We start from the raw sequence: 24,751 nt of genomic DNA, 5'->3' as shown, positions 1-24,751 counted from the left end.
GATGACCTTTTCGCACTATCGCCGCACCACCACCGCTGCCCTGGCTGCCCTGGGCCTGGGCGCTGCGCTCACGGCCTTCGCCCCGCTGGCATCGGCGCAGAGCACGGCCGACATCAAGAAGAAGGGCGAGATCACCATCGGCATGCTGGTGGACTTTCCTCCCTATGGCACGACCAATGCGCAGAACCAGCCCGATGGCTACGACGCCGACGTCGCCAAGCTGCTGGCCAAGGACCTGGGCGTCAAGGTCAACATCGTCCCTGTCACCGGCCCCAACCGCATTCCCTTCTTGCTGACCAACAAGGTCGATGTGCTGGTGGCATCCCTGGCCATCACGCCCGAGCGCGCCAAGCAGGTGCAGTTTTCGCAGCCCTATGCGGCCGCCACCATCGTGCTGTACGGCAAGACGGGCAGCACCATCAAGAGCGCGGCCGACCTCAAGGGCGTGCGCGTGGGCGTGGCCCGTGCCAGCACGCAGGACGTGGCGGTCACCAAGGCTGCACCCGAGGGCACCGAGATCCGCCGCTTCGACGACGACGCATCGGCCATGCAGGCGCTGATCTCGGGCCAGGTGGACGCCATCGGCTGCTCTGTCACCGTGGCGGCGCAGATCGCCAAGCGCGTGCCCGCCAACACCTTCGAGAACAAGTTCAACCTGCTGCAGCAGGCCATGGGCATCGCCATGCGTCCCGGCCAGGAAGAGCTGCACAAATCCATGGATGAGTTCGTGGCGCGCAACACGGCCAATGGCGAGCTCAACAAGCTCTACCGCAAGTGGCTTGAAACCGACCTGCCCAAGCTGCAGTAATAACGACCAGGACAGGGAGATTCTCGCCATGACGGACGCAGTCACGACCACCCCCGGCGCAGCGCCGATCATCCGCATGGAGGGGGTCAACAAGTGGTTCGACAGCTTTCAGGTGCTCACCGACATCGACCTGTCGGTGCGCGCTGGCGAGCGCATCGTGATCTGCGGCCCGTCGGGTTCGGGCAAGTCCACCCTGATCCGCTGCATCAACCGCCTGGAGGCGGTGCAGAAGGGCCGCATCGAGGTGGACGGCATTGATCTGACGGCCGGCGGCAAGAACGTGGACGCCGTGCGCGCCGAGGTGGGCATGGTGTTCCAGCAGTTCAACCTGTTCCCGCACCTGACCATTCTGGAGAACTGCACCCTGGCACCGATGCGCTCGCGCGGCATGGGCCGGGCCGAGGCCGAGGAGGTGGCGATGAAATACCTCACGCGCGTGCGCATCCCCGAGCAGGCGCACAAGCACCCGAGCCAGCTGTCGGGCGGGCAGCAGCAGCGCGTGGCCATTGCGCGGGCGCTGTGCATGGCGCCCAAGGTGATGCTGTTCGACGAGCCCACCTCTGCCCTGGACCCCGAAATGGTCAAGGAAGTGCTCGACACCATGATCGGCCTGGCCGAGGACGGCATGACCATGCTGTGCGTGACCCATGAGATGGGTTTTGCCCGCAGCGTGGCCGACCGCGTGATCTTCATGGCCGACGGCAAGATTCTTGAGCAGGCGCCGCCCGCCGAGTTCTTCGGTCAGCCGCAGCATGAGAAGACGCGCCAGTTCCTGGGCCAGATCCTTAGCTCCCACAACGCGCACTGAACCGCGGTGGATGACCAGCGCCGCAGCGCCCTGGGCGCGCGGGCATGACAAAAGAAGTGCAGCCAATGAAGGTACTTATTTCCCTTTCTTCCTTCGGCGCGGCCGAGGTGGGGCGCCACGGGCAGCTGTGGTGTACCGAACTGGCCCGCGAGGCCGGTGCCGACGGCGTCGAGGTGCGCGGCGAAATGCTGCGCGACGCCGCCGCCGAGCTGCCCGCGCTGGCGGGCAAGGCGGCGGTGTACTCCAGCCCCGAGGGGCTGTGGGCGCCGGATGGCGCGCTCAACGAGCCCGCGCTGGCGCGGGGGCTGTCCGCTGCCGGCGTTCTCAAAGCGCCGCGCCTGAAGATGGCGATTGGCGGCTTTGGCACGGGCTCGCACGGCTCGCTGGCGCGCCTGAAGGACTTGCTGGCGGATGGGCCGGTCGAGCTGGTGATCGAGAACGACCAGACCGCCACGGCCGGCACGCTGGCGGCGATGCAGGCTTTCTTTGTCGCGCAGGAGCGCGCGGGGCTGGACCTGGGCATGACCTTCGACATGGGCAACTGGCACTGGCAGGGCGAGTGCCCGCTGCAGGCCGCACAGGCCCTGGCCCACCGCGTGCGCTACGTGCACTGCAAGGGCGTGCAGCGCCTGCCCGGCAAATGGGTGGCGGTGCCGCTGGCCGATTCCATCGCGCCCTGGCGCGCCATCTTGCGGGCGCTGCCTGCGGATGTGCCGCACGCCATCGAGTACCCGTTGATCGGCGACGACCTGGTGGCCGTGACGCGCGCGCAACTGGCCGTGATCCGCGATGCACGGAGGCAGGCATGAGCGAAGGAAAAATAGACACCGCTTTCGACGTGGCGCTGTTCGGCGAGGCCATGCTGCTGCTGGTGGCCAACGAGCCCGGGCCGCTGGAACATGCCACGGGCTTCCACAAGCGCACCGCGGGGGCCGAGACCAACGTGGCCATCGGCCTGGCGCGCCTGGGCCTGAAGGTTGGCTGGGCGAGCCGCCTGGGCACCGATTCCATGGGGCGCTCGCTGCTGGCCACCATGCAGGCCGAGGGCATCGATTGCTCGCATGTGACCTGTGATGCCACGCAGCGCACGGGGTTCCAGTTCAAGGAGCGCGTGACCGATGGCAGCGACCCGAAGGTGGAATACCACCGCAAGGGCTCGGCCGCGAGCCAGATGGGCCCGGCCGATGTGGACGAACCCTGGCTGCGCAGTGCGCGCCACCTGCATGCCACGGGCGTGTTCGCGGCGATTTCCGAGACCAGCCTGCAGGCTGCACAGCGCACGCTGCAGGTGATGCGCGCTGCGGGCCGCACCATCTCGTTCGACCCCAACCTGCGCCCGACGCTCTGGTCATCGCCCGAGGTGATGCGGCACCAGATCAACGAGCTTTCGCGCTTTGCCGACTGGGTGCTGCCGGGTATGGAGGAGGGCGTGTTCCTCACAGGCGAGACCTCGCCCGAGGGCGTGGCGGGCTTTTACCGCGCACGCGGAGCCAAACTGGTGGTCGTCAAGCTTGGTGCGCAGGGCGCTTATTTCGACAGCGATGTGGCGGGCACCGGGCATGTGGCTGGCTTCCCCGTGGCCGAGGTGGTGGACACGGTGGGTGCGGGCGATGGCTTTGCCGTGGGCGTCATCAGCGCCCTGCTGGCCGGCCGCAGCGTGCCCGATGCAGTGCGCCGCGGTGCCTGGATTGGCGCCCGGGCCGTGCAGGTGCTGGGCGACACGGAAGGGCTGCCCACGCGCCTGGAGCTGGAGCAGGCCGGCCTATGAGCCGCAAGAACGTGCTGGTGTACCGCACCCTGCCGCCGGACCAGTTGGCCCGCCTGCAGGCGGTGCACGAGGTGACCGTGGCCGACCCGCGCCAGCCGGCGCAGCGCGCCGCGTTTGATGCGGCCTTGCTCGAGGCCCATGGCCTCATCGGCGCCAGCTTTCCCATCAGCGCCGAGCTGCTGGCGCGTGCGCCGCAGCTGCAGGCGATCTCCAGCATCTCGGTGGGGGTGGACAACTACCCGCTGCAGGCCCTGCAATCGCGCGGCATCCTGCTGTGCCACACGCCGGGCGTGCTCGACGAGACCGTGGCCGATGCGGTGTTTGCGCTGCTCATGGCCACCTGCCGCCGGGTGGTGGAGCTGTCGCAGATGGTGCGCGAGGGCCGGTGGGACGGCAGCATCGGCGAAGACCTGTTCGGTCACGACGTGCATGGCAGGACGCTGGGCCTGCTGGGCTTTGGCCGCATTGGCCAGGCCGTGGCGCGCCGTGCCGCACTGGGCTTTGGCATGCCGGTGCTGTACCATGCGCGCCACCCGGTGGACCTGGCGCTGCTGGCACCCGCGCTGCTAGGCCGGGCCGAGCATGTGCCGCTCGATGGCCTGCTGGCGCGCGCGGACATCGTGGTGGCACTGCTGCCGCTGTCGGACAGCACGCGCGGCCTGGTCGATGCGCGGGCCTTTGCGGCCATGAAACCGGGCGCCATCTTCATCAACGGGGGGCGCGGTGCCACGGTTGTCGAAGACGACCTGCTGGCGGCGCTGGACCACGGCACGCTGCGCGCAGCGGGGCTCGACGTGTTTGCCACCGAGCCGCTGCCGCTGGCCTCGCCCCTGCGCACCCATCCGCGCGTGACGCCGCTGCCGCACATCGGATCGGCCACGCACGGCACGCGCCATGCCATGGCCCGGTTGGCGGTGACGAACCTGCTGCAGGCGCTGGCCGGCGAAAAGCCCGCCGCGGTGTACGGGACAATCGGCGCATGAGCAGCAGCAAGCCGCGCGCACCCACCGCCAAGGCGACCGCCGCCGCCCCTGTCGATACGGCTGGCCGAGACCGGCCCACGATTGCCGACGTGGCGGCTGCGGCTGGCGTGTCCAAGGCCACCGTGTCGCGTTTCTTCAACCACCGCGAGCGCCTGCTCAGCCCCGATATCGCCGCCCGGGTCGAGGCCGCCATCGCCCAGCTCGGCTATGTGCCCAGCCCCATGGCCCAGGCGCTCAGCCACGGGCGCTCGCGCCTGATCGGCCTGGTGGTGGCCGACATCACCAATCCCTTCTCGGTGGCCGTGCTGCGCGGGGCCGAAGAGGCGTGCCAGGAGGCCGGCTACCTGGTGATGCTGTTCAACCTGGGCAATGACCGCCAGCGCGAGCGCAGCGCCATCGACGCGCTGGCGAGCTACCAGGTGGACGGGTTCATCCTCAACACCCAGGGGCAGGACGAGGGCCATGCCGAGCTCAGCTCGTTGCATGGCCGGCCTGCCGTGCTGGTGGACCGCAGGCATGCGGGCCTGGAAGCCGACTTCGTGTCGCTGGACAACCCCGGCGCCATGCGCTCCGCCTGCACGCACCTGATCGACGAGGGCTGGAGCGAGCTGCTTTACGTCACCCAGCCCCTGGCGGGCGTGAGTTCGCGCCTGGAGCGGGCGGCCGCGTTTTCGCAGTGCATCCGCGAGCGCGGGGCTGGCGTGCAGGGCGCGGTGCTGGAACTGGTCGATGCGTCGGACGAGGTGCTGGATGCCGCGCTACACGCGCTGGGGCAGCGTACCGGTGGCAGGGCGCGAGGGGCTGTGGTCGCAGGCAATTCCGTGGTCACGCTGCGGGTGGCCGCCGCCATGGTGCGGCTGGGCTGGGCCTTTGGCCGCGATATCGGCTTTGTCGGCTTCGACGACCCTGAATGGGCGCCCCTGATCGGGCCGGGCCTGACCACGGTGGCGCAGCCCACCCATGACATCGGCCGCTGCGCGGCGCAATGCCTCATTGAACGGATGCAGGGTCTGCAGGCGCCTGCGCGGGAGCGCCTGCTGCCTGGCAAGCTGGTGGTGCGGGGGTCGTCTGTGGCTGCGGTGCGCGGGGTGGGCGGTTGGTAAGGGTTTGGCGTGCTGCGTGGCGCGGCCTGCCGGATGCTGCGTTATCCTTCGCGGCGGCCGACCTGGCCGCTGCCCGGGCTTCCGGGCCGTGAATCTTTTGGGTGGTTTGCCATGCCTGCTCTCTCCTTGGATATTTCCCGCATCCGCGCCATCACCATCGATCTGGACGACACGCTGTGGCCCATCTGGCCCACCATCGAGCGGGCCGAGGCCGTGCTACTGCAGTGGCTCGCCGACCACGCACCGGCCACGGCCGCGCTGTTCTCCGACACGCAGGCGCTGCGCGGCATCCGCAACCAGATGGTGACGCTGCGGCCTGACCTGGTACACGACCTGAGCGCGCTGCGCCGCGAGTCCATCCGCCTGGCACTCACCCAGGCGGGCGATGAGCCCACCCTGGCCGAGCCCGCGTTCGACCTGTTCTTTGGCGAGCGCCAGCGTGTGGAGTTGTTCGCTGACGCGCACGACACGCTGGCCTTTCTGGCTGCCCGCTACCCGGTGGTGGCCTTGTCCAACGGCAATGCCGACGTGCATCGCATCGGCATCGGCCACTACTTCAAGGCCAGCATCAGCGCCACCGCGTTCGGCATCGCCAAGCCCGATGCGCGCATCTTCCACGCCGCCGCCAGTGCCGCCAACGTGCAGCCGCACGAGGTGCTGCACGTGGGCGACGATGCCGCGCTGGACGTGCAGGGGGCGCTGGCCGCCGGCATGCAGGCCATCTGGCTCAATACCCCGAATCACCCCTGGGCCCATGAGGCCCATGGCGAGCCGCCGCATGCCACGGTGGCCAGCCTCACCGCCATCCGCGAGCTGTTGGCTGCAATCCCCGTAGTTCTGGCTGACCCACCCCAGCGCTGAGGTGCACCTGCCTTCAATCGGCGCGGCATTTTCTTGTCGCAGATCAAGACGCGCGCCAAGGCTGCACGCGAGACTTGGGCCACCATGCGCCCAAAGCCCCTTCCGTTCCTGCCGCCCGTGCGCACCATCGGGCTCATGCAGCCGCTGGCCTGGCTGGCCCTGGCCTGGCGCGACATGGTGCGCGCCGGCTGGCTCAGTTTTGCGCATGGCCTGGCCGTGGCGCTGTTCGGCGGCACGTTGCTGGCCGTGGCGCACCACCGCTTCTGGCTGCTGGCCGGGGCGCTGTCGGGGTTTCTGGTGGTGGCGCCGGTGCTCGCCACCAGCCTGTATGCGCTGAGCCGTGCGCTGGAACGCGGTGAGCCCGCCAGTATCTCGCTGGTGCGCCGCACCTGGGTGAATTGGCAGCACAGCCACCCCGCCAAGTGGGGTGACCACGACTATTGGTGCCTGGTGCAGTTCGGCGTGCTGCTGGCGCTGGCGGCAACGGGCTGGGTCATCACCTCGGCGGCGCTCATCACGCTGATGTCACCCCTGCCCATCCTCACGCCACTGGATTTCATGCACCACGTGGTGCTGGCTCCCGACAGCCGCCTGTTCGCGCTGTGGCTGGCGCTGGGCAGCCTGCTGGCCGCGCCCATCTTTGCCTCCAGCGTGGTGGCCATGCCGCTGCTGCTGGACCGGCGCGCCACGCTGCGCCAGGCCGTGCTCACCAGTTGGCAGGCAGTGCTGGCCAATCCGCTGCCCATGGCCCTGTGGGCGGCGCTGATCCTGGGCTTCACCTTGCTGGGCCTGGCATCGCTGCTGCTGGGGCTGATCGCGGTGATGCCCATGCTGGGCCATGCCAGCTGGCATGCCTACCGTGACCTGGTGGATGCCTCGGGCCTGCCGGCGCGCGATGGCCGGGGTGGGACGGGTGGTGCGGATGGAGCGGTGCGATGATCTTCGGCTTCACCGAGGCGCAGATCTCGGGCTTCTTCCTCACCTACGGCATAGGCGCCTTCATCGCCTACATGCTGTTCATCATTGGCCAGCTGGCATGGGAGTCCAAGGCGGGGCGCTTCGGCACCTTTGTGCTGTTCCTGGGGCTGGGCGTGGGGTTCATCGGGTTCATCGCCAAGGTCTTGATCCAGTGGTGGCTGGAGAGGTGATGAAGAAACAGGACAAACAGGCTCTAACATTCAGCCCATGTCCTCAGCACCTACCCCCCTGCTCACCCGCGCCGAATCCAGCGCCTATGCCGAGACATCCACCCACGCCGACGTGATGGTCTATGTGCAGGGCCTGGCGGCCCGGGGCGACCCGCGCCTGCACGTCAGCGATTTCGGCAGCTCGCCCGAGGGGCGGCAACTGCCGCTGATGGTGCTGTCGGCCCAGGGCCACCACACGCCCGAGGCCGCGCAGGCCAGCGGCCTGCCCGTGGTGCTGATCATCTGCGGCATCCATGCCGGCGAGGTGGAGGGCAAGGAGGGCGTGCTCATGCTGGTGCGCAACCTGCTGCGCGGCGACCATGGCGAAGACCTGCTCACGCGCACCGTGCTGGTGGTGGTGCCGCTGTTCAACCCCGACGGCAACGACCGCATGAGCGCCGACCACCGCCCGCTCGACATCGCCCACTTGCGCGGGCAGGACGGCCCGGCCCTGGTGGGCACGCGCACCAACGCGGCGGGCGTGAACCTCAACCGCGACTACATGCGCCAGCAGGCGCCAGAAATGCGCCTCTTGCAACATCGCGTGTGCCATCCCTGGAACCCGCACCTCACGCTGGACTGCCATGCCACCAATGGCTCCATCCACCGCTTTGCGCTGACCTACGACATCCCCCACACCGAGCACACGGGCCGCGCCGAGCCCGTGGCGTATATGCGCGAGCGCATGATGCCCGCTGTGCAGGCCGCGGTGAAGCGCACCGAGGGCCTGGACACCTTCTGGTACGGCAACTTCGTGCGCGACGAGGGCGGCCAGGGCCAGGGCTGGATCACCTACACCCACCACCCGCGCTTTGGCTGCAACTACCGGGGCCTGACCAACCGGCTCGATGTGCTGCTGGAGGCCTATTCGTACATCAGCTACCAGGAGCGCGTGGAGGTGACCTATGCCGTGCTGCGCGAGGCACTGGTCTATGCCGCCGCCAACGGCAAGGAGATCGTCGAGTTGCTCGCCGCCTGCGCGGAGCCGCCCGAGCAGGTCGCCATCCGCTACGCGCTCGAGGCCGTGCCCGATACCACTGTGGAAGTGCTCACGCGCGAGCCCTACACCCTGACCGGCGGCCCCATCAGCGTGCAGGTGCCGCACTACGCCCACTTCGTGCCCACCGCCACCGTGCAGCGCCCCTGGGCCTACGCCATGCCCCAGGCCGTGGCCGACTGGCTGCGGGGCCATGGCCTGCAGACCACGCCCGTGGCGGCCGGTACCGTGCTGGAGGTGGAAGTGCCCGTGATGCAGCAGCCCGTGGCGGAACCTGGCCCAGCCATTCTCGAAGCCCAGGCCAGCACCCATTGGACGGCCACCCACCAGCGCACTCGGCGTGCCCTGCCCGACGGCTGGTGCGTGGTGACGACCAGCCAGCGCTACGGCGCGATCGCGGTAGTGGCCTGCGAGGCCGAGAGCGACGATGGCGTGGTGGCCAATGGCATCGTGGCGGAACCGGTAGTGGGGGAAGAGTTGACCGTGTGGCGGGTGCTCACGGCGGTCTGAGGCGCACTGCGGAGAGACAATCGCCCGATTCTGTTTGTTTTAGCGGTTTGTACTAATTATTGGTTTTGACTAAAATCCGCTAAATGGACCTTTTCCACCGCCCCGCACTGGCCGAACAGATGGCCAAGCAGCTCTTGGAGCCCGGCCTGCTTGACCAGGGGCTGCGCTCGGGCCTGTTCCTGTCGGGCCTGCGGCGCACCGGCAAGACGACCTTTCTGCGCCAGGACCTGATCCCCGCGCTGGAGGCCAAGGGTGCCATCGTGATCTATGTCGACCTGTGGGCTGACACCAAGGCCGACCCGGCCACCCTGGTGCACGCGGCCATCCGGCGTGCACTGGCCGACCTGCAGACACCGGCCTCGGGGGTTTTGGGCCGCCTGGCGCGGCTCAAAGGGGCGGATGTGGGCGCGGGCGGATTCAAGTTCGGCTTTCAGCTCAATGAGGTGGGGGCCAAGGGCGGGGTGACGCTGGCGCAGGCACTCACCGAGGTGATCGAGCTGGCCCGCACCGACCTGGTCCTGATCGTGGACGAGGTGCAGCAGGCCCTGGCCGGCGACGATGGCGCGCAGATGCTGCTGGCCATCAAGGCCGCGCGCGATGCGATCAACCCGCGGCCGGACACCCCTGGGCATTTCCTCTTCATCGGCACCGGCTCGCACCGCGCGCAGGTGGTGGGCATGACGCTGCAGGGCAAGCATGCCTTTGCAGGCGCCACCTCGGTCGAATACCCCACGCTCGACGGCGACTACGTGGCCTATGTGCTGCAGGGCATTGCGCAGGAGGGCGCCCCCGTGCTGCCCAGCCTGCCCGTGGCCACCGCAGCTTTCAACCTGCTGGGCCGGCGGCCCGAAGAGCTGATCCGCGCCCTGCGCCAGCTGCAGCGCGAAGACCCCACCGAGGCCGACCGCCTGCTGCCGGTGATCGCCTCCACCCTCAAGGGCGCGGCGGCCGACGTGGAGCTGCGCAAGCTCGAAGACCTGGGTGTGCTGGCCGGCGCGATCTTTGATCGCGTGGCGCGTGTGGAGGGCGATGCCAGCGGCTTGTTCACTATCGACGCACTGGCCGAATACACCGCCACCGTGGGCCGCGAAGTCACGGCCGACCAGGTGCAGCGCGTGTCGGAAGAACTGCGCGACGCCAACCTCATCGTGCGCAAGGGGCATGGCACCTATGCGGTGACGGACCCGTTTGTGCAGCAGGCGTGGCGTGAGCGCAAGATGCTGGCGGGGCCGGCTGCACCGAATCGATCTGCCAACGCCGCGTAGAGGCAGCAAGCACAGAAGCGAGCGCGGGCCAAGGTCGGCGCATTCCGTTCCGACTCAGTACTGCGATTTCGGATACTAGTCCGCAGGTCGCCCTCCGGGAGTCAGGTCCAGAATCGACCACAGCGACGCAATGTCCGGCGCATCGCGCGGGTCCTGGCCCGGGTCGGCCATCTCCTGGGTCCTCTCGCTGGCCCAGAACAGGCGGACCTGCTCGCCGTCGCGTTGGAAAACCACCAGCGCCGGGTACTCGCTGCCGTCGTCCATCAGGACGCCCAGGTCCTTCGCATAGCCGTCTTCCACGGTCTACCCGAAGTTCAGGTCGCGCCAGCCGCGCTCCTGGGCAAAGGCGTACTGGCGTTCCACGGGCGAGCGGCCCAGGATCTTGAGGGCCACGCGCTGCTTGATGTCGGCCGCGTTGCCCTCCACCGCGCCGAGCCAGTTGGTGCACATGGGGCAGGGGCGCTGGCGCTGCGGGCCGTACATCCAGAAGTAGGTGACAAGGGTGTCCTTGTCGCCGAACAGGTCGATGAGGCTGGCATCGAAGCCCTGCTCGTCCTTGAAGCGGTAGTCCTTGGTGATCACCGGGCCGGGTGGCAGGGACTGGCGCTGCGCGACCAGGCGCGTCATGTGGCGGCGAAACTCGATCTCTTCGGCTAGCAGGGCCTTGCGCGCGGCCTCGTATTCGGCGGATGCACCGGGGAAAGGGGTCTTGGCTTTTTCAGCCAACTGGGCAGCGGGCGTGAGGTTCGGGTCACCATTCGTCGCCATGGTCGCTCTCCTGGGGCTGCTGTGGACGGACAGGCGCTCGAATATGCCTGGATGCCGGGCCGCTGCGGGTAGGAGAAATGCCCGTCCTGCATGCCTTGCGATGGGTCATGGGTCGGGATTGCCGCCAGGCTGGCTACTCGCCCGCTCCCGTCACCGCAATCGTCTGCAGGCTTTTCCTCAACTCCTTCTCCACCGACGGAAACTCGCTCTTGGTGGAGTTGAAGTTGAAGACCAGCATCTTGCCCCGGTGGGGGGTGACCATCATGATGTTGTAGATGTCGGTGTCGATGGCGCGCGAGGTCATCTCGAAGTAGATCCACTGCTGGCCTTGCATGTCCAGGAGTTTCTTTTCCTTCCACTCGATGCCCGGGATGATGCGGTCGAACAGGGTTTCGAACGAGGCCTTGGCCTGCGGCAGCTTGTCCTTGGGCAGGCCCTGGGGCTTGAGGTCGAAGGCGATGGTGGTCGTGCGCCGGGCGTTGCCCACCACGAAGTTGGGCGCGCGGTTGGACGGGTATTTGCTGCCGATCTCTTCCGCGCTGAGCTGGGTGAAGCCCTCGGGCGCGTTGAACGACACGCCCGCATCGGGAATGGTGAATGTGGCTGCGCTGGCGGCCGTGGCGGTGAGTGCCGAAGCCGCAGCCAGGCACAGGGTGGCGATCCAGGATGTCATGGTGGTCGGGCACATCACGAGCGATCCAGCCGGGGCCTGTTGTGGGCCCTGGCCTCCCTTCGTCGTTGAGCCGGTTTTTGTGGAGACGCCAGTATCCACACGCATCGGCGCTTTGGCGCGCGGTTGCAGACTTTTACTATTTGGTAAGTGCGCAGTAGTTCACACAAATGGGTGATTGCAGCGGCCCGTTCTGTCAACCAACAGGCCAGAACTGGCAATCGACTAACGCGGTCAGGTGCGCAGCCCCAGGCCCTGCGCCATGCCCCGGCAGTTCTGCAGGCATCCCGGGTTGCAGGTGGGAGGTATGCGTTTTGAGTTACAAACACCCTCATGCCCCTGAGTCCGCCCCAGCCGCCTGCCTTCAAACCCACCTTATTGCACGTGCCGCCCGGCCCCGTGGCGGGCCCCTTGCAGTTGTTGCCCCTCAACTCCGCCGTGGTGGCCGTGCACACGGCCACTGGCGCACATGTGGGCTCGCTCAAAAAGGTGGGTGGGACCTGGAAGTTCAAGGCCATGGGCTACGACGCTGACGGACGCATGGAGCCGGGCCACGGCCCGCTGACGGACCAGCACAACATGCAGTTCGACACGCCCGATGCCGTCGAGGTGAGCGCCAGGTTGCTGGGCGCGCTGGGGAGCACCTTGTAAGGGCGGTCAAAAAGCCCCAGCGATGTCCGCCTGGATGGGCCGCAACCCTGAGCTGCCCGTACAGCGTGTGTGCGGTGCAGAGCGTCAATAGAATGCCGCGATGCCTTTCCTTTTGACCTGCTCGCTGCGGCGTGCCGCAGCACCCCTTCTTGTTCTGGCCTGTGCTGGGGCCCACGCCCAGAATGCACCCCACCCTGCGACTGCCCCCACGGCCGTGGCTGCGACCGCCGGCGCGCCCGCCATTCGCGCCACAGGCGCGGCATTGCCTGCGCCGCCGGCATCCAAAGCGATGCCGCCCGCTGCAGCGGGTGTCGAGCCGGTGGACAGCAGTGCGGCCGCATCGGCGACAGCGGAGGCTGCCGGTGCCGGTGCCGCTGCTGTGCCCGCTGCACCCCTGTCCCGCGATGCCCGGCGCATCTATGAGCTGTCGCGCGACAAACTGGTGCAGATCCGCACGCTGCTGCGCAATGCCGATACCCAGGCGTCGATCGGCTCAGGGTTCTTTGTCTCTGCGGACGGCCTGATCGTCACCAATTTCCATGTGGCCAGCCAGTTGGCGCTGGAGCCCGAGCGTTACCGCGGCGTGTACGTCACGATGGAGGGGCCGGAGGGCGAGGTCGAGCTGCTGGCGTTCGACGTGCAGCGCGACCTAGCGGTGCTGCGCGCCAAGGCCCGCACCGCAGCGGCGCCGGTGCTGAGCTTTCGGCCCGCCGCAGAGGCCCTGGCACAGGGCGAGCGCATCTACTCGCTGGGCAACCCGCTGGATATCGGCTTTGCAGTCACAGAGGGCACCTACAACGGGCTGGTGCGGCGCAGCTTCTATCCGCGGATTTTCTTTGGCGGCACGCTCAACCCCGGCATGAGCGGCGGCCCCTCGGTGGACGATTCGGGGCGGGTGCTGGGCGTCAACGTGGCCAAGCGGCTCGATGGCGAGCAGGTCAGCTTCTTGATCCCCGCCGAGTTTGCCCAGGCGCTGGTGCAGCGCGCGGCCAGCGCAGAGCCCATCACGCAGCCCGCGTACGCGGAGATGACAAGGCAACTGACAGGGCACCAGCAGGTGCTGACCGAGCGGTTTCTGAAAGCGCCATTTCGTGAGCAACGCCACGGCAACTACCGGGTGCCGGTGCCCGATGACGCGCTGGCGCGGTGCTGGGGATCGGGCCGCGACCCGAAATTTCCGGGTTTGAACCTGGAGCGGACGCAGTGCCAGGCTGACAGCGATGTCGTGGCCGGCGACTACAGCACCGGCACCGTGCGCCTGGCGTATGAAGCCTATAACGCCCCCACGCTGAGCGCGGCGCGGTTTGCCCGGGTGTTCTCGCAAAGCTTTGCCAACGAGCGCTTCCAAACGCGTGGCAACCGCCACCAGACCGCCGTTGAATGCAGCGAACGTTTTGTGGACTCCGGCAGCCTGCCGCTGCGGGCGGTGGTCTGCATGTCTGCCTACCGCAAGCTGCCCGGCCTGTACAACATGACCGTGCTGACAGCCTCGGTCAACCAGCCCACGCAAGGCATCCTGGGCCGCCTGGATGTGCAAGGCATCGCTTTTGACAACGGCATGAAGCTGGCCAGCCACTACCTCAAGGCGTTTCGCTGGGAGGCCGCACCATGATGCCCACCCTCGGCCTCATCGAAGCCTTTGGCCGCCACGGCGCACTGCTGGCACGCGCCCCCATCACCCGCTGGCCCGTGACGGTGGGCAGGGGCCTGGACTGTGACCTGGTGCTGGACGATCCGTTCGTCGCGCCCTCGCACCTGCGCATCGACCGCCTGGAAGATGCCCCGCGCGCGGTACAGGTGGAGGTTCTGCACACCCGCAATGGCGCGCGCCTGCAGCGCAAACACTACGCCCAGGGGGAGCGATTCGACTGGCCGGGCGGCACGCCCATCGACCTGGGCCACACCCACGTCGCGCTGCGCCTGGCCGATGCCCCCATCGCCGACGAACAGGCGCTGCCACAGTTTCCGTGGAGCACGGTGGCCACCACGGCAGCGCTCATGGTGCTGGTGCTGGCTGCGGCATTGGGATCAGCGTGGCTGGAGGCCCGCGATGCGTCGCAGTATCTGAAGTCTGTTCCTGGCCTAGTGCTTGGCCTGCTGGCCAGCCTGGGCGTCTGGTCGGGCGTATGGGCGGTGGCCAGCAAAGTGTTCGGCGGCCAGCTTCGGTTCTGGCGCCATGTGCGCATCGCCTGCACTGCCGCCTTGGCGGTGGATGCGGTGCACCTGGTGGCGAACTTTGTGGCGTTCACTTTCTCGTTGGAATCCTTTTCTCGGTTTGCCAATGTGCTGGTGGCGCTGCTGCTGGCGGGGGCGTTGTATGCCCACCTGTCAACGGTGCTGCCGCGCCGCCGCGTGGGTTTGGCCTGGACGCTGGCTGCGCTGGTGGCATTGGGATTGCCGTCGTGGCTGGGTGCGCAGTGGCTGAACAACATGCGCCTGTCGAACAGGCTGTACATGAGCAGCCTGTTCCCGCCAGGCCTGCGCGTGGCGCCGGCCGTGCCCGTAGACCAGTTCCTGAAAGACACCGAGTCGCTGCGTGGCAAGCTGGATCGCCGGCTGCGTGATGACGGTCAGGCGCAGGACGAATAAGAGCGGGTAAAAAAGAATTCAGCGAAGCGGTTCTGGCCAGGCTGCGTCGCAGGCAGTACGGGTAGTGCGACAAGACGCCGCCCACCCTGACAACGGAACAACGGATCAGCGCGGCCAGGTGCGCAACCCCAGGTCCTGCGCCATGCGCCGGTAGTCCTGCAGGCTGCGCTGCACGAAGCCGTCGAGCGCCGCGCCGGTGAGGGCAAAGGGGTACAGGCCGAAGCGGCTGCACAGTGCGACGTAGCCGGGCGCAGCCATGGCGGCCTCGAAGGCGCTGGTCCAGGCGCGCATGGCGGCCTCGGGGGCGGTGGCGGCCATGTACAGGCCGCGCACGGTGGGCCAGACCAGGTCAACGCCCTGCTCGCGTGCGGTGGGCAGGCCGGCCAGGGTGCCTTGCAGTCGCTCGGGTGCCAGCACGGCCAGAAAGCGCAGCGGTAGGCCCTGGGCAGCGGCCTGCATGGCCTCGGCCGCGTCCCCGGTGAAGATGTCGAGGTGCCCGCCCTTCAGGGCCTTGAGCGCCTCGCCGCCGCCTTCGAAGGCGACGAAGCGCATCTTCTTGTGGTCCTGCCCCGCCGCGCGCACCAGCTGCGCGGCCTTGATCCAGTCCTGGCTGCCGATGGTGCCGCCCGCGCCGAAGACCACGCGCGCCGAGTCGCGCTGCAGCGCCGCTGTCACCTGCGCCAGGTTCTGGTACCGGGCATCGCGGTGCACGGCGATCACCCCGTAGTCGGTGCCCAGCGTGGCGATGAAGCGCACGGCGTTCACCGGGTGCGGGCCAAAGCGGCCCTGTGCGATGTTGAGCAGCGAACCGCTGGAGAAGGCCACCAGCGTGCCGGGCCCGCCCAGGCGCCCCGTGGCCACCTGGTCGAAGGCCACGGCGCCGATGCCGCCCGGCAGGAAGCGTGTCGGCAGCGGTGTGCGGCCTGGGCGCACGGCCTGGATGGCATCGGCCGCCAGCCCGCAGGTGAGGCCGAAGCCACCCCCGGGTTTGGACGGGGCCACGCACTCGCCGGGCTCGGCGCTGGCATCGGCCTGCGCGCCGGTGGCCATGCCGCTGAGCAGGGTCGCCAGCACATGGCGGCGCGAGTGCGCGAGGGCGTGCAGGGAGTGGTCAGTGGAGGGCATGGAGATCATCATGGCTTGGGCCACCAGAGTATCGCCAGCAGGCCCGGCCCGCTGGGCCGTGCTTCCAGCCGCAGCGCGCCGCGGTGCCGCTCGGCGATGGAGCGCGCGATGGCCAGGCCCAGGCCCGAGCCCCCGGCCGCTGCCTGCGAGCCGCGCCGGTAGCGCTGGCCCAGGGCAGCGCGCTCCTCGGGCGCCATGCCGGGGCCGTTGTCCTCCACATTCACGCTCCAGCCAAGGGCGTCGCCCGCAGCCGACAGGGTGATGGTGCCGTGCGCAGGCGTGTAGGCAATGGCGTTGGCGGCCAGGTTGGTGAGGGCCTCGCGCAGCAGGCCGCTGTCGGCCACGGCCATGAACTCCGGGGTGGGTGTGTGGATGCCGAAGTCGATCTGCTTGGCCCGCGCCTGGGGCAGCAGCTCCAGCGCCACGGTGCGCAGCAGTGCGGCCAGGTCGAAGGGCGCGAACTCGACGGCCGCTGTGTCGCTGCGGCCCAGGGCCAGCAGCTGCTGCGTGCTGCGCGTGGCGCGCGCGATCTCGCCGCCGATGGCGGCCAGCGCGTCCTGCACCTGGGCGGGGTCGGGCTCGCGGCGTGCGTAGTCGATCTGCATCTGCAGCGTGGTCAGGTGCGTGCGCAACTGGTGCGAGGCATCGTCAAGGAACTGCCGCTGCTGCGCCACCAGCGCCTGGGTGCGCGCCATCTGTCCGTTCACCGCCGCCACCAGGGGGCGGATGTCGGCGGGCAGGTCGGTGTCGGCAATCGGGGTCATGTCGTCGGGGCTGCGCTCCTGCACACCACGCGCCAGGCGCGACAGCGGGCGCAGCGCAACAGCCAATGTGGCCGCGGCGCCCAGCACCATGAGGGCCAGCACCAGGCCATCGCGCAGGGCGGCACGCTGAACGAAGCGGCGCGTGAATTCCTGGCGCGACTGCGTGCTCTCGGCCACCTGCACGAGCACGCTGCCCGGGCCGTCTGCGGTGGCCGGGATGGCGCCGTTGCTCATGTCCACCATGCGCCTGTAGGCGGCCAGGCGCACGGATTCGCCGAAGTAGGTGGCGTCGTAGAAGCGGGGTACGCCGGGCTCCAGCGGGCCCGGGGGCAGGGGCAGATCGGCGTTGCCCAGTTCCACCAAGCCATCGGACGAGGCGACGCGGAAGTACACATGCCCGCTGGCGGTGAGCTCGAAGAATTCGAGCATGGTGTAGGGGAGTTCGGCGGACAGGCCGCCGGAGGCGGTGGAGATGTTGGCGTCTATGGATTTGAGGGCGCCTAGCAATGAACGGTCGTAGGCGGCGTTGGCGGCTTCGAGGGCGTCGTGCCTTGTCATCCACAGTTCCACGCAGGTGACGAGGGCGAGGACGGGGAGGAGGAGGAGGGCCAGCAGGCGCCAGAGGCTGGTGCGGCGTAGCCTGACCCAGGGACTGCTGGGGGCTGTGCTGGACGGTGTTGCTTGAGCCATCTCAGCTGTCCTCTGGCCGATGGGAGGACGGCTCTGCGCGTGGGTGCTCTGTGCCTTTGCAAGGGGCGGGAGCCGGGGTGTGCGCCCGGCGGCGCAGTAACTTTCTCTTGCGTCGCCAAGAGAAAGTCACCAAAGAGAAGGCGACCCCCAGTCTGCGTCCCCCATTCGCCCTGTCGGGCGAACGGGGGCAGCCTGCGATGCTCGGATCTGGGGTGGGCGTCGCTGAACTCGCTGCGTTCTTCGAACTCCGCTCAGACAGCAGCGACGAGCTAGACGACGAAGCGTGTGTGTCCTTCGGCACACACGCCCACCCCAGTTCCTGCGCTTCTCGGCGCAGCCAGCAGGGGTGGGGAGCGGGGACAAAGACGGCTGCTGCTTCGCAGCTGCGCCTGGGGGCGGTTACACGCTGCGCGCTGCCGACGGGCGGCGCAGCCGCCCTGGCGAGCCGAGCGCAGCGAAGGAACACAGGCCGAGCGAAGCAATGGCCCGTGTGGAGCCCGCTCCCATCCCCTTCTGACCGTGCCGAGAAGCACAGGGACTGGGGTGAGCGCGTGCCGAAGGACACGCGCCTCGTTGTCTGGCTTGCCGAAGCTGTTTGAGCGGAGTTCGAAGAACGCAGCGAGTTCTGCGGCACACCCCAGGACCGAGCATCGCAGGCTGCCCCCTCGCCTCCGGCGAGGGGGACACGGGCAGCGGGGTCGCCTTTCTTTTGGGTACTTTTCTTTGGCGAAGCAAAGAACAAGTACCTCGGCCGCCGGGCCGAGACCCGGCCTCCGCCCTCAAGCAAAGCATGCAGCAACCATAGCCAACGAGCAGAAGCCATCACTCCTGCTCCAACGCATACCCCAGCCCGCGCAGCGTAGTGATCCTCACCCCACTCCCATCCAGCCTCTTGCGAAGCCGGTGCACAAACACCTCGACGGCTTCGGGATGCACATCCTCATCATCCGAAAACACCCGCTCCAGAATCTGCTGCTTGGAAAACGGCTCCCCACTGCGCTGCACCAGCACCCTGAGCACCGCCTGCTCCCTCGGTGACAAGGCCAGCGGCTCGCCGTGCAGCACGAACTGCTTGCGCGCACCATCGAACACCAGCGGCCCGCAGGCCAGGCGCGGGTGCTCGGTGCCGCGCGCGCGGCGCACCAGGGCGTGCAGGCGGGCCTCCAGCTCGGCCAGCTCGAAGGGCTTGGCCAGGAAGTCGTCGGCCCCGGCGTTGAGCGAGCGCACGCGCTCGTCGAGCGAGTCGCGGGCGGTCAAAATCAGGGCGGGCAGGCGCTGGTCGCGCTCGCGCAGGCGCTGCAGCACGGCATGGCCGTCCAGGCCGGGCAGGCCCAGGTCCAGCACCAGGGCGTCGTGGTCGCGCTGCTGCAGTGCGCGGTCGGCCAGGCGGCCGTCGGTCACCCATTCCACCTGGATGCCCGCGTGCTCCAGCGCCCGGCTCAGCCAGGTGCCCAGGGTGTGTTCGTCTTCGGCCAGGAGGATGCGCATGGTGGCTCGATGCTACCTACCCCGCGCCCCTGGGCGCGGAAGACCTTCAATCCGGCTTCACCTTGGCGCGCAGCAGCACCTTCTTCCACCGCGCCTGCTCGGCTGCGATGAACTGCGCAAACTGCGCCGGCGTGTCTCCAATGGCTTCGGCCGCGTCGGCGTTCAGGCGCTCCAGCGAGCTGGGCGACCTGACGGCCTTGGCGGTTTCCACGGCCAGCTTGTCCAGGTGGGCGGCGGGCAGACTGGCGGGGGCCAGCATGCCGTACCACTGCGTCATCTCGAAGCCGGGGAAGCCCTGCTCGGCCACCGTGCCCACGTCGGGCAGCTGCGGCAGGCGCTTGACCGAGCCGGTGGCGATGCAGCGCACCTTGCCCGATTTGATGAAGGGCAGGATGGCCGCCGCACCCACGGCCGAGGCATCCACGCGGCCCGAGATCAGGTCGGTCATCATCGGGCCGGTGCCGCGGTAGGGCACGTGCAGCATGAACATGTCGGCCGTCATCTTCAGGTACTCGAACGCCAGGTGGCCGGCGCTGCCGTTGCCGGCCGAGCCGTAGCTCAGCTTGCCGGGCTTGCTCTTCACGTAGGCCACGAACTCGCGCAGGTTCTTGGCCGGCACGTCGGGATGCACCACGTACAGGCTGGGTACCTTGGCCAACAGGCTCACGGGCTTGAAGTCCTTGTTGGGGTCGTAGGGCAGCTTGTCGAAGATGTAGGGGTTCACCGCCAGCGTGCCGATGTGGCCCAGGATCAGGGTGTGCTGGTCTTCCGCGCGCGCCACTTCGGACATGGCGATGTTGCCCGCCGCACCGGGCTTGTTGTCCACGAACACGCTCTGGCCCAGGGTCTTGGAGAGCTCGGCCGCCGTGGAGCGCGCCACGATCTCCGAGCTGCCGCCCGGGGCGAAGGGCACCACGAAGCGGATGGACTTGGCGGGCCAGGCGGCTTGCGCCTGCGCCATGCCGGGCAGCAGGCCGGACAGGCCCAGTGCGCCTGTGGCGGCCAGGAACTGGCGGCGCCGTGCGTCCAGTGAAAATGGATCGTGGTGGTCGTGTGCATGCATGGGGGTTGTCTCCGTCAAAAGCAAAGCGGCCCGAAAGAAAAATGGCCTGCGCCGATGGTGGCGCCAGGCGGCTTTCGGAATGCTGTCAGTCGGGGCCCATGCTGGGCCTGTGGGGTGCATATCGTCTCGGGGTTTTCCCGAGGTGGTCGTCAATGCGCCGGGGCCAGTGCGGCAGCCGCCGTGCCGCACAGCACCGCGCCTTCCAGCGTGGCGGGGTAGGGTCCGTCCACATAGTCGCCGCAGGCCACCAGGCCTGGCGCCACCTGCATGCCAGGGCGTGCCAGTCCGGGCGTGCAGGCAAAGGTTGCGCGCTTTTCGACCACGGTCTGCAGGGGCTGCAGCGATGGCAGCCCCAACTGCTCGGCGGCCTGGCGCAGCACCTGTTCGGTGACCACCGCGCGCTCGCCGGTGCTGGCGCTGACCACGAAGGCCAGCACACCGTGCAGGCCATCGAGCTGCCCGCGGTCGAACACGAACTGTGCGGGGTGTTCTGCCGTATTGCGCAGCGCCAGCATGGGCTGGGCCAGGCGAGCCCCTGCGCCGTGCAGATACGCGGTGGTGATGGCTTCGAAGCGCAGCGCATCGGCCGCAGCGCACCACTGCTGGCGCGCCACATCGTGCGCCGCAGGCAGGCCCGTGGCGCTGGCGATGAGGCGGCTGGCCTCCCATGGCGGGCAGGCCAGCGTGATGTGCTCGTAGGGGCCGGCGAAGTCCGTGCCGTGCAGTTTCCAGCGCCCATCTGCCTGCTGGGCAATGCCCTGCACACGCTGGCCCGCCTGCACTGCGCCGTCGTGCTGTGCCACCAGCCAGCGCGCTGCGGCTTCGGGGAACAGCGCGCCCAGGTTCACGCGCGGCAGCAGCAGGTTCGACCCACCCCGGCCGCTGAACAGGCTGTCCTGCAGCACCCGCAGAAACACCTGGCCGCTGGCCTCGGCCGCCGGGGTATTCAGCGCCGACACGCACAGCGGGTCGATGAACTCGGCCATCAGCCGCGTGGGCAAGCCCGCGCACAACTGCGCCACCGAGGTGTGTGGCGCGCAGCGGAAACCACCTAACTGCCAGCCGCTGGCCGCGCGCAGCAGGGCGAGCTTGTCGCGCCAGTGCCAGCCGCGCGCACGCGCGATGCCCAGCAAGGCGTCCAAGGGCGGCGGCAGGTCGGGCAGGGCCAGGCCCGTGCCGTCGGGGAACTGCAGGGTGAGCGGCAGGCGCAGCAGGGCGGTGTCGGCATCCACCCCCACCAGGCGCATCAGGCGCAGGCTTTCGGTGTAGGCGCCGATGAGGATGTGCTGGCCGTTGTCCAGCGTGGCGGGCGTGCCATCGGGCAGGGTGGCCGGTACCGCGCGGGCGCGGCCGCCCACGGTGCGCGCAGCCTCCAGCACGGTGACGGCGTGGCCGGCCTGCGCGTGTGCGATGGCCGCGGCCATGCCGGCCCAGCCCGCGCCGACGACGGCGATCTTCATGAAGCGGAAGGCCGTGGCTTGGCTGAGGCGGCAGGTTTTGTGGCCAGCGCTGCCTTGCACTGCGCCTGCACATCGGCCGGTGCGGTGCGCAGCACAGCCGGGTCGGCGCAGCGATCGCGCAGCTCGTTCTGGGCCGCGCGGTGGCCGGCCGATCCGGCGTGCGCGAGCAGGCGCAGCCCGGCCAGGCTCATCTCGGCGGCGGCCGATGGTGAGGGTGCAGCAGCCGCTGCTGGCGATGGCTGTTGCGCCGTGGCGCCGGCCTTGACCGGCACCGGCATGGGATGGGCAGCCTGCGGCAGCGTCTTTGCGCCATGCACCTGGGGCATGCGCTCGATCACGCTGAAATCGCCGGTCTTGCCTGCCTGCGCCACCATGCGCTGGTACATGCCCATCATGGCCGCCGTATCGGTGCCCGTCAGGCTGGCGGCGGGCTTGGCCAGGTACATGGCCACTTCGGGCGGCAGCGCCGCGTTGACGGCGCTGAACCCATGGGCGGCGCCGCCTGCGGCGTCGGCAGTGCCAGCCCCCTTGCCTCCCGCCCGGGCGGCATCGTCGGCCAGCGTGGCGGCGCCTGCACCGGCAGCCGCCGCCTTGCCGGCCGTGCCGGCTGCGGTGGCTGCCTCGCCAGCGGCCCCTGCCGCCCCGGCCGCACCCGCAGCCCCGGCTGCCTTGCCAGCAGTGCCGCCAGCCGCCTTGCCGGCACCGCTGGCGGCCTTGCCCAGCAGGCCCCAGAAGGCGTGCGCGGGCTGGGGCAGGGCGGTGGCGCCCATGGCGAGTGCCAGCAAGGCGGCAGCGACCAGGCGCGTGCTGAACGAGGGAGGCACAGACCGGTTCATGGCGGGTTTTCCGTGGCGGTGGACTACATGCGCCCCAGCGCCTGCACCTTCCACGCCAGCCAGAACTTGCGCAGCGGCGTGAGGCGGATGCGCTGGTGCAGCACCTGGAAGTTGTCGCGCTCGATCTCGCGCAGCAGCGTGCGGTAGATGCTGGCCATCATCAGCCCGGGCTTCTGCGCGCGGCGGTCGGCGTCGGGCAGCAGGGCCAGGGCCTCGTCGTAGGTGCGGTGCGCGCGTTCGGATTGGAACTTCATCAGTGCCGTGAATCGGTCGGAGTATTGGCGCTTGAGGATCTCGTGCGCCTTCACGTCGAACTGCTGCAGCTCCGACACGGGCAGGTAGATGCGCCCCATCATCGCGTCTTCGCCCACGTCGCGGATGATGTTGGTCAGCTGGAAGGCGCGGCCCAGGGTGTGGGCGTATTGCGTGGTGCGCTCGTCCGTCTGGCCGAAGATGCGCGCCGTGACCTCGCCCACGATGCCCGCCACCAGGTGGCAGTATTGGGTGAGGCCGGCAAAGTCGAGGTAGCGGGTCTGCTCCAGGTCCATCTGGCAGCCGTCGATCACGGCCTGCAGGTGGCGCTGCTCGATGCCGTAGTCCGCCACCAGCGGCATCAGTGCCTGCATCACGGGGTGGGTGGGCTGGCCGGCATAGGCCTTGGCCACCTCGGCCTGCCACCAGGCCAGCTTGGTGCGGGCCACGCCCGCATCGCTCACTTCGTCCACCACGTCGTCCACTTCGCGGCAAAACGCATAGAACGCGGTGATGGCCGCGCGCCGGGGCGCCGGCAGGAACAGGAAGGCGTAGTAGAAGCTGCTTCCTGAAGCGACGGCTTTTTGTTGTACGTACTGCTGCGGTGTCATGGGGGCCGATTGTCCCATGCCGTGGCGGGGTGCCGGCACACAGGGGGTTGTTGCAGGGGCGACAGGCCGCCTGTCACAAAGTACGGGCAGCTATGTTTTTTGACGGGGATGCGTTGGCCGCCAAGCTTATAGCCGCTCCACCGCCCAATCACACCAGTTGGCCACGGCCGCATCGCCGGGCGTGGCGCGCTTTTCCAGTTCGGGCCAGCGGCGGTGGCAGGCATTGAGCACGCTCTGCAGCTGAAACAGCGCTTCGCGGCCCACCAGGGCGACCTCGGCCAGGCCTATGGCGTCGCCCTGCAACTGGGCCATCAGGTCCGCCTGGTGCTGGGGGTGCGAGCCGGCTTCCACCAAGGCCTTCTGCAGTGCCATCAGCCGTGCGTCGGCAAACGCGAACGCGCTGCTGGGGGCCATGGCCTTGAGCACGGGCGGGGGCAGGGCGGTCTTGAGCTCGTCCCATTTGATGAAGGCCTCGGCCAGCAGCCCGGCCTGGCGGGGCGCATCGTCGCCCAGTGGCATCAGGGCCGACTCGCGGGCCACCTCCTCCTGCAGCAGCGGCAAAATGTGCACCACCAGGGCGGCCGGGAACTTGCGGTGGTTGAGCCGCAGCACCAGCGACAGGCGCTGCGCCGGCATGTCCTCGTATTTTTCGTAGAAGCCGGCCACCACCTCGGCCAGCAGCAGGATGCGGCCCATGGGCGAGATATCGGCGCCCGCCAGCCCGCGCGGGTAGCCGCTGCCGTCCATGCGCTCGTGGTGCTCCAGCACGGCTGCCTCGGCCGCCTTGGGATAGGCGTTGGTGTCGCGCACCATGAGCATGCCGGTGATCGGGTGCGCCACCAGGTGCTTGCGCTGCACGCCCACCGCCTTGAAATCGGGGTCGTTCCAGGCCGGGTCCATGTGCAGCACGCCCAGGTCGTGCAGCAAGGCCGCCGCAGCCAGCGTGGCGCAGTCGCGCTCGGGCATGCCGGCCTTGAGCCCCAGGAACACGGCCACCATCATCATGCGCAGGCTGTGCTGGTATAGCTCGGGCCGTTTTTCCCGCATCACCGTGAGCTTGCAGGCAATGGGCCCCGGCAGCGCCAGCGAGCGCAGCGGCGCCAGCAGCCGCACGGCGGAGCCGATGGCCTCGGCCAGCAGGTTGGCCAGCAGGTCCTCGCCGGCCAGCTCCTGGCCGGCGGCGATCAGGGCCTCGGCCGTTACCGGGTTCTCGATGGACAGGTGCTTGTCGATGGGCTCGCGCAGCTTGTGCTGCACCAGGCGCTCGTACAGGCGGCTGTCGATGCGCGCGCCCTTTTCCACCAGCTTGATCCCGTTGTCGGTGTAGATGGCGGCACCGGCCACCACCGTGCGCTCGTCGGCCATGTCGGTCAGCGCGCGCAGGTAGTGGGGGCTGTCGCCCGTGTCCACATCGGTGGTCAAAAGGGGATCTGTCGTCGTCATGTAATAGCTACAAATTATTACTATCGACTATAAAACGACCAGGGTCCATCG

General features: G+C 68.8%; 23 protein-coding genes and 1 pseudogene. 14 read left to right on the top strand and 10 right to left on the bottom strand.

Annotated elements, in window-relative coordinates:
- Nucleotide 1: 1 nt before the first annotated feature.
- The 11 genes from QYL93_RS21415 (at nucleotide 2) to QYL93_RS21365 (ending at nucleotide 10,290) form a co-directional block, all read left to right on the top strand.
- Nucleotides 2-808: a transporter substrate-binding domain-containing protein gene (locus QYL93_RS21415; protein WP_305745547.1), complete on the top strand. Its 807-nt coding sequence runs from the start codon at nucleotides 2-4 to the stop codon at nucleotides 806-808.
- A gap of 28 nt (nucleotides 809-836) precedes the next feature.
- Nucleotides 837-1,616 carry an amino acid ABC transporter ATP-binding protein gene (locus tag QYL93_RS21410; protein ID WP_305745546.1) on the top strand — a complete coding sequence of 260 codons (780 nt, stop codon included), beginning with the start codon at nucleotides 837-839 and terminating at the stop codon, nucleotides 1,614-1,616.
- Between the two features lie 65 nt (nucleotides 1,617-1,681).
- Complete coding sequence (locus tag QYL93_RS21405; RefSeq protein ID WP_305745545.1) at nucleotides 1,682-2,425, top strand: sugar phosphate isomerase/epimerase; 744 nt, start codon at nucleotides 1,682-1,684, stop codon at nucleotides 2,423-2,425.
- Nucleotides 2,422-3,384, top strand: coding sequence for a sugar kinase (locus tag QYL93_RS21400; protein WP_305745544.1), 963 nt, complete (start codon nucleotides 2,422-2,424; stop codon nucleotides 3,382-3,384). Before QYL93_RS21405 ends, QYL93_RS21400 begins: the two co-directional genes overlap by 4 nt.
- Nucleotides 3,381-4,367 (top strand): D-glycerate dehydrogenase, encoded by a 987-nt coding sequence (locus QYL93_RS21395; RefSeq protein ID WP_305745543.1) that lies wholly within the window; start codon nucleotides 3,381-3,383, stop codon nucleotides 4,365-4,367. Before QYL93_RS21400 ends, QYL93_RS21395 begins: the two co-directional genes overlap by 4 nt.
- Entirely contained in the window at nucleotides 4,364-5,470 is a 1,107-nt protein-coding gene (locus QYL93_RS21390; protein WP_305745542.1) for a LacI family DNA-binding transcriptional regulator, read from the top strand. The genes QYL93_RS21395 and QYL93_RS21390 overlap by 4 nt, the downstream gene beginning before the upstream one ends.
- Nucleotides 5,471-5,581: 111 nt before the next feature.
- On the top strand, nucleotides 5,582-6,331 hold the full coding sequence (locus QYL93_RS21385; protein ID WP_305745541.1) for an HAD-IA family hydrolase: 750 nt from the start codon (nucleotides 5,582-5,584) through the stop codon (nucleotides 6,329-6,331).
- A gap of 84 nt (nucleotides 6,332-6,415) precedes the next feature.
- Entirely contained in the window at nucleotides 6,416-7,270 is an 855-nt protein-coding gene (locus tag QYL93_RS21380; RefSeq protein WP_305745540.1) for a DUF2189 domain-containing protein, read from the top strand.
- Nucleotides 7,267-7,479 carry a DUF2788 domain-containing protein gene (locus QYL93_RS21375; RefSeq protein WP_057200989.1) on the top strand — a complete coding sequence of 71 codons (213 nt, stop codon included), beginning with the start codon at nucleotides 7,267-7,269 and terminating at the stop codon, nucleotides 7,477-7,479. Before QYL93_RS21380 ends, QYL93_RS21375 begins: the two co-directional genes overlap by 4 nt.
- A 37-nt stretch (nucleotides 7,480-7,516) precedes the next feature.
- On the top strand, nucleotides 7,517-9,025 hold the full coding sequence (locus QYL93_RS21370) for a M14 family metallopeptidase (protein WP_305745539.1): 1,509 nt from the start codon (nucleotides 7,517-7,519) through the stop codon (nucleotides 9,023-9,025).
- A gap of 83 nt (nucleotides 9,026-9,108) precedes the next feature.
- Nucleotides 9,109-10,290, top strand: coding sequence for an AAA family ATPase (locus QYL93_RS21365; RefSeq protein WP_305745538.1), 1,182 nt, complete (start codon nucleotides 9,109-9,111; stop codon nucleotides 10,288-10,290).
- A 75-nt stretch (nucleotides 10,291-10,365) separates the two neighbouring features.
- Here QYL93_RS21365 and QYL93_RS21360 read toward each other — a convergent pair.
- Nucleotides 10,366-11,058, bottom strand: a pseudogene (locus QYL93_RS21360) (DUF899 family protein).
- Nucleotides 11,059-11,191: 133 nt separating this feature from the next.
- Entirely contained in the window at nucleotides 11,192-11,731 is a 540-nt protein-coding gene (locus tag QYL93_RS21355) for a hypothetical protein (protein ID WP_305745537.1), read from the bottom strand.
- 330 nt (nucleotides 11,732-12,061) lie between these two features.
- Between QYL93_RS21355 and QYL93_RS21350 the strand changes: the two genes are divergently transcribed.
- From QYL93_RS21350 to QYL93_RS21340, 3 genes are all read left to right on the top strand, one after another.
- A complete protein-coding gene (locus QYL93_RS21350) occupies nucleotides 12,062-12,379 on the top strand; it encodes a hypothetical protein (protein WP_305745536.1) in 318 nt (105 codons plus the stop codon).
- A 214-nt stretch (nucleotides 12,380-12,593) separates the two neighbouring features.
- Nucleotides 12,594-13,991 (top strand): serine protease, encoded by a 1,398-nt coding sequence (locus QYL93_RS21345; RefSeq protein WP_305745535.1) that lies wholly within the window; start codon nucleotides 12,594-12,596, stop codon nucleotides 13,989-13,991.
- Complete coding sequence (locus QYL93_RS21340) at nucleotides 13,988-14,968, top strand: FHA domain-containing protein (RefSeq protein ID WP_305745534.1); 981 nt, start codon at nucleotides 13,988-13,990, stop codon at nucleotides 14,966-14,968. Before QYL93_RS21345 ends, QYL93_RS21340 begins: the two co-directional genes overlap by 4 nt.
- Nucleotides 14,969-15,073: 105 nt before the next feature.
- Here the strand turns inward: QYL93_RS21340 and QYL93_RS21335 are convergent, their stop codons facing one another.
- The 8 genes from QYL93_RS21335 to QYL93_RS21300 all read right to left on the bottom strand — a co-directional run bounded on the left by QYL93_RS21335 (nucleotide 15,074) and on the right by QYL93_RS21300 (nucleotide 24,700).
- Nucleotides 15,074-16,093: a tripartite tricarboxylate transporter substrate binding protein gene (locus tag QYL93_RS21335; RefSeq protein WP_305745533.1), complete on the bottom strand. Its 1,020-nt coding sequence runs from the start codon at nucleotides 16,091-16,093 to the stop codon at nucleotides 15,074-15,076.
- Nucleotides 16,094-16,101: 8 nt separating this feature from the next.
- Nucleotides 16,102-17,547: a sensor histidine kinase gene (locus QYL93_RS21330; protein WP_305745532.1), complete on the bottom strand. Its 1,446-nt coding sequence runs from the start codon at nucleotides 17,545-17,547 to the stop codon at nucleotides 16,102-16,104.
- Between the two features lie 822 nt (nucleotides 17,548-18,369).
- On the bottom strand, nucleotides 18,370-19,035 hold the full coding sequence (locus tag QYL93_RS21325) for a response regulator (RefSeq protein ID WP_305745531.1): 666 nt from the start codon (nucleotides 19,033-19,035) through the stop codon (nucleotides 18,370-18,372).
- 46 nt (nucleotides 19,036-19,081) lie between these two features.
- Entirely contained in the window at nucleotides 19,082-20,098 is a 1,017-nt protein-coding gene (locus tag QYL93_RS21320; protein WP_305745530.1) for a tripartite tricarboxylate transporter substrate binding protein, read from the bottom strand.
- Between the two features lie 149 nt (nucleotides 20,099-20,247).
- Entirely contained in the window at nucleotides 20,248-21,558 is a 1,311-nt protein-coding gene (gene hpnE, locus QYL93_RS21315; RefSeq protein WP_305745529.1) for a hydroxysqualene dehydroxylase HpnE, read from the bottom strand.
- Nucleotides 21,555-22,394: a hypothetical protein gene (locus tag QYL93_RS21310; RefSeq protein WP_305745528.1), complete on the bottom strand. Its 840-nt coding sequence runs from the start codon at nucleotides 22,392-22,394 to the stop codon at nucleotides 21,555-21,557. Before QYL93_RS21310 ends, hpnE begins: the two co-directional genes overlap by 4 nt.
- 23 nt (nucleotides 22,395-22,417) lie before the next feature.
- On the bottom strand, nucleotides 22,418-23,257 hold the full coding sequence (gene hpnD, locus QYL93_RS21305) for a presqualene diphosphate synthase HpnD (protein WP_305745527.1): 840 nt from the start codon (nucleotides 23,255-23,257) through the stop codon (nucleotides 22,418-22,420).
- A gap of 126 nt (nucleotides 23,258-23,383) precedes the next feature.
- Nucleotides 23,384-24,700, bottom strand: a complete 1,317-nt coding sequence (locus tag QYL93_RS21300) for an HD-GYP domain-containing protein (RefSeq protein ID WP_305745526.1) — start codon at nucleotides 24,698-24,700, stop codon at nucleotides 23,384-23,386.
- Nucleotides 24,701-24,751: the final 51 nt, after the last annotated feature.

The organism is Acidovorax sp. A1169 (genome assembly GCF_030704685.1).
GTDB lineage: Bacteria > Pseudomonadota > Gammaproteobacteria > Burkholderiales > Burkholderiaceae_C > Acidovorax.
The sequence above is the reverse complement of the archived record's forward strand: the minus strand, read 5'-3'. Positions and strand labels throughout refer to the sequence as shown.

Bases quoted from the DNA above. Each gene is read 5' to 3' on its own strand.
- QYL93_RS21415 (WP_305745547.1), top strand. From the start codon at position 2: ATGACCTTTTCGCACTATCGCCGCACCACCACCGCTGCCCTGGCTGCC.
- QYL93_RS21300 (WP_305745526.1), bottom strand. From the start codon at position 24,700: ATGACGACGACAGATCCCCTTTTGACCACCGATGTGGACACGGGCGAC.
- QYL93_RS21350 (WP_305745536.1), top strand. From the start codon at position 12,062: ATGCCCCTGAGTCCGCCCCAGCCGCCTGCCTTCAAACCCACCTTATTG.
- QYL93_RS21405 (WP_305745545.1), top strand. From the start codon at position 1,682: ATGAAGGTACTTATTTCCCTTTCTTCCTTCGGCGCGGCCGAGGTGGGG.
- QYL93_RS21310 (WP_305745528.1), bottom strand. From the start codon at position 22,394: ATGAACCGGTCTGTGCCTCCCTCGTTCAGCACGCGCCTGGTCGCTGCC.
- QYL93_RS21330 (WP_305745532.1), bottom strand. From the start codon at position 17,547: ATGGCTCAAGCAACACCGTCCAGCACAGCCCCCAGCAGTCCCTGGGTC.
- QYL93_RS21355 (WP_305745537.1), bottom strand. From the start codon at position 11,731: ATGACATCCTGGATCGCCACCCTGTGCCTGGCTGCGGCTTCGGCACTC.
- QYL93_RS21335 (WP_305745533.1), bottom strand. From the start codon at position 16,093: ATGCCCTCCACTGACCACTCCCTGCACGCCCTCGCGCACTCGCGCCGC.
- QYL93_RS21395 (WP_305745543.1), top strand. From the start codon at position 3,381: ATGAGCCGCAAGAACGTGCTGGTGTACCGCACCCTGCCGCCGGACCAG.
- hpnD (WP_305745527.1), bottom strand. From the start codon at position 23,257: ATGACACCGCAGCAGTACGTACAACAAAAAGCCGTCGCTTCAGGAAGC.
- QYL93_RS21390 (WP_305745542.1), top strand. From the start codon at position 4,364: ATGAGCAGCAGCAAGCCGCGCGCACCCACCGCCAAGGCGACCGCCGCC.
- QYL93_RS21410 (WP_305745546.1), top strand. From the start codon at position 837: ATGACGGACGCAGTCACGACCACCCCCGGCGCAGCGCCGATCATCCGC.
- QYL93_RS21375 (WP_057200989.1), top strand. From the start codon at position 7,267: ATGATCTTCGGCTTCACCGAGGCGCAGATCTCGGGCTTCTTCCTCACC.
- hpnE (WP_305745529.1), bottom strand. From the start codon at position 21,558: ATGAAGATCGCCGTCGTCGGCGCGGGCTGGGCCGGCATGGCCGCGGCC.
- QYL93_RS21365 (WP_305745538.1), top strand. From the start codon at position 9,109: ATGGACCTTTTCCACCGCCCCGCACTGGCCGAACAGATGGCCAAGCAG.
- QYL93_RS21400 (WP_305745544.1), top strand. From the start codon at position 2,422: ATGAGCGAAGGAAAAATAGACACCGCTTTCGACGTGGCGCTGTTCGGC.
- QYL93_RS21370 (WP_305745539.1), top strand. From the start codon at position 7,517: ATGTCCTCAGCACCTACCCCCCTGCTCACCCGCGCCGAATCCAGCGCC.
- QYL93_RS21385 (WP_305745541.1), top strand. From the start codon at position 5,582: ATGCCTGCTCTCTCCTTGGATATTTCCCGCATCCGCGCCATCACCATC.
- QYL93_RS21380 (WP_305745540.1), top strand. From the start codon at position 6,416: ATGCGCCCAAAGCCCCTTCCGTTCCTGCCGCCCGTGCGCACCATCGGG.
- QYL93_RS21325 (WP_305745531.1), bottom strand. From the start codon at position 19,035: ATGCGCATCCTCCTGGCCGAAGACGAACACACCCTGGGCACCTGGCTG.
- QYL93_RS21320 (WP_305745530.1), bottom strand. From the start codon at position 20,098: ATGCATGCACACGACCACCACGATCCATTTTCACTGGACGCACGGCGC.
- QYL93_RS21340 (WP_305745534.1), top strand. From the start codon at position 13,988: ATGATGCCCACCCTCGGCCTCATCGAAGCCTTTGGCCGCCACGGCGCA.